A 3,076-nucleotide genomic window follows, 5' to 3' on the forward strand; every position below is an offset into this window, starting at 1 on the left:
GCTCCTCGAGCCAGCGGTGCTGGTTCCTGAGACGGGCGATCCTGTAGCTGGTCATCGGCTCCTCCTGAAATGGAGGCGCGCCCGGCCGTGGGTGGGACTGGAGAGCGGCCGGCCGGACGCGCCTGTGGCGGTCCGACATCACGACCGGGAGAGGCCGTCAGAGGGGCCCGGTCCGCCACGCCTGATATGGCCACGCCGGCCGCGGCGGGGGAGGGCGGCGGTGATTGATCCTCGTGATGGGGAAGATCAGCCCGGCTGATCACCCGGCCATGGCGTGGCGCCGGTCCAGGGACGACAGGATGAAGCCCGCCAGCCGCTCGGCCGCGGGGGGCACGGCGGTGGTGGCGCGCATCAGGGCGATCTCGGCGTCGGCCAGGGCCGGCAGGCCGCTCTCCGGGCCCAGCAGCGCCAGGTCGGGCGGGGTCATGTCGCGGGGCAGCACCGTCACGCCCAGCCCCGCCCGCAGCGCCGCGTGCTGCCCGGCCAGGGAGGGGCTGGTGTAGGCGATGCGCCAGGGGCGGCCCGCCGTCTCCAGCGCTGTGATCGCCCGCCTGCGGTAGACGCAGGGACTGGGCGCCACGACCAGGGGCGCGGCGTCCGACCGGTCCAGCACGCCCGGGTCGGCGGCCGCCCAGACGAGCGACTCGCGCCAGACCCGCACCCCCAGGTCCGGCCCCAGCGGCTCGCGCTTCACCAACGCCAGGTCCAGCGCCCCGTCGCGCAGCCGGTCCAGCAGGTTCAGCGTCAGGTCGCAGGTGACCGTCAGGGTCACCCTGGGATGCGCCTTGGCGAATTCCCCCAGGATCTCGGGCAGGTGGACGGTGGCGAAGTCCTCCGGCGAACCCAGCCGCACCTCGCCCTCCACGTCCCCCTCGGTCAGCCGGCCGACGATGTCGTCGTTCAGCCGCAGCAGCCGCCGGGCCTCGGGCAGGAAGGCCTCGCCGTCGGCGCTCAGGGTCACGTGCCGCGGGTCGCGCGACAGGAGCTGCCGGCCGAGCCGGTCCTCCAGCCTGCGGATCTGCAGGCTGACCGCCGACTGGGTGCGCCCGAGCCGCTCGCCGGCCCGCGTGAAGCTCCGCGCCTCGGCCACCGCCACGAAGGTGCGGACTAGGTCCAGGTCCAGGTTGATGAACGCCATGCCGCCTCGCTGGTGATGACGAGAGCTAATCACGGGCATGACCACAATCAACATCCGAAATCGAAAGCGCGGCCTTAGAGGAGCCCGACAACCAGACTGGACGCGGAGCCCATGAACGCACTGAACCTGAAGACACCCATCACCGTCGCCTACGGGGACGGCATCGGTCCGGACATCATGCGGGCCAGTCTCGACGTCCTCCTGGCCGCCGGCGCGCGCCTCGACATCGACGTCATAGAGATCGGCGAGGGCGTCTACCGGCGCGGCTTCACCGCCGGCGTCGAGCCCGGCGCCTGGGAAAGCCTGCGGCGCACCCGGGTGTTCTACAAGGCTCCCATCACCACGCCCCAGGGCGGCGGCTTCAAGTCGCTGAACGTCACGGTCCGCAAGACCCTCGGCCTCTACGCCAACGTCCGGCCCTGTGCGGCCTACGCCCCGTTCGTGCCGACCCGGCACCCGGCGATGGACGTGGTGATCGTCCGCGAGAACGAGGAGGACCTCTACGCCGGGATCGAGCACCGGCAGACCGACGAGGTCTACCAGTGCCTGAAGCTGGTGAGCCGTGCGGGCTGCGAGCGGATCGTCCGCTTCGCCTTCGAATACGCCCGCGCCAACGGGCGCCGGAAGGTGAGCTGCTTCACCAAGGACAACATCATGAAGCTCACCGACGGCCTGTTCCACAGGGTCTTCGACGAGGTCGCCGCCGAATACCCGGACCTCGAGAACGAGCACTGGATCGTCGACATCGGGGCGGCGAAGCTCGCCGACACGCCCGAAGCCTTCGACGTCATCGTCATGCCGAACCTCTACGGCGACATCCTCTCCGACGTGGCGGCCCAGATCGCCGGCTCCGTGGGCCTGGCCGGCTCGGCCAACATCGGCGAGCGGGTGGCCATGTTCGAGGCCATCCACGGCTCGGCGCCGCGGCTGGCGGGCCAGGACGTCGCCAACCCCTCCGGCCTGCTGCTGGCCGGGGTGATGATGCTCAACCACCTCGGCCAGTCGGGCGTCGCCCAGACGGTCCACAACGCCTGGCTCGCCACCCTCGAGGAGGGCGTCCAAACCCGCGACATCTGGCGTGAGGGCGTGTCGCGCCGGCTGGTCGGGACCCAGGCCTTCGCCGAGGCGGTGATCGCCCGGCTCGGCCGCCGGCCGGAGACCCTGCCGGCGGTCAGCTACGGCGCCAATGCGCCCTTCGACCCGCCGCGCGCCCGGCCCCGCCCGCCTGCCGAGAAGCGGACGGTGGGCGTCGACCTCTTCGTCCAGTGGCGCGGCTCAACCGAGGTTCTCGCCCGGCGGCTGCAGCGCCTGGAGCAGGGGCCGCTGCAGCTGAAGATGATCACCAACCGCGGCGTGAAGGTCTGGCCCGACGGCCTGCCGGAAACCACCTGCACCGACCACTGGCGCTGCCGGTTCATGAACGGCGGCGGCCCCGTCTCGCTCGACCAGATCGTCGCGCTCTCGGGCCGGGCGGCCGACGCCGGCGTCGACTTCATCAAGACCGAGCACCTGTGCACCTTCGACGGCGAGCCGGGCTACAGCCTCGGCCAGGGCCAGTGAGGCGCGCGCGGCGCGATGACAGCCATGACGTTTTTCAATGGCCAAGCCTGTTGGAACGGGCGCCCGCCCCGCTCACCTAGCCTTCAGGGCCCGGGCCCCTCTGGCGGCCGGCCGGCCGCGATGTCGGGCCAATCGGAACGGAGGAAGCTATGAACAACCAGAACATGGCCTTCAGCCTGAGCGGGGCGGTGATGCTGGCGATGAGCCTCGTCGCCCTGTGGGTCTGGCCGAAGTTCGTCGGCCTCGACATCCATCCCATCTACGGCTGGGCCGAGGCCAGGTCCGGCGTCGGCTGGCTGGAGCCGGGAGCCCGCTACGCCGTCGGGATCGTGGCCGGCGTCCTGGCCCTCCTGCTGCTCGTCAAGCGCACGCGCCTGG

At 71.6% G+C, this 3,076-nt stretch carries 3 protein-coding genes; 2 read left to right on the plus strand and 1 reads right to left on the minus strand.

The genetic code is table 11. The annotated features are described in order from the left end of the window. Positions 1-259 precede the first annotated feature (259 nt). On the minus strand, positions 260-1,138 hold the full coding sequence (locus V7Z97_RS19920; RefSeq protein WP_334165301.1) for a LysR substrate-binding domain-containing protein: 879 nt from the start codon (positions 1,136-1,138) through the stop codon (positions 260-262). 111 nt (positions 1,139-1,249) lie between these two features. Between V7Z97_RS19920 and V7Z97_RS19925 the strand changes: the two genes are divergently transcribed. Next, on the plus strand, positions 1,250-2,698 hold the full coding sequence (locus tag V7Z97_RS19925; RefSeq protein ID WP_334165302.1) for an NADP-dependent isocitrate dehydrogenase: 1,449 nt from the start codon (positions 1,250-1,252) through the stop codon (positions 2,696-2,698). Between the two features lie 149 nt (positions 2,699-2,847). After that, on the plus strand, positions 2,848-3,076 hold a 229-nt coding region (locus tag V7Z97_RS19930; RefSeq protein ID WP_334165303.1), incomplete at its 3' end, for a hypothetical protein.

The organism is Phenylobacterium sp. (genome assembly GCF_036821595.1).
In the GTDB taxonomy this organism is placed as follows: domain Bacteria; phylum Pseudomonadota; class Alphaproteobacteria; order Caulobacterales; family Caulobacteraceae; genus Phenylobacterium.

Bases quoted from the DNA above. Each gene is read 5' to 3' on its own strand.
- V7Z97_RS19925 (WP_334165302.1), top strand. From the start codon at position 1,250: ATGAACGCACTGAACCTGAAGACACCCATCACCGTCGCCTACGGGGAC.
- V7Z97_RS19920 (WP_334165301.1), bottom strand. From the start codon at position 1,138: ATGGCGTTCATCAACCTGGACCTGGACCTAGTCCGCACCTTCGTGGCG.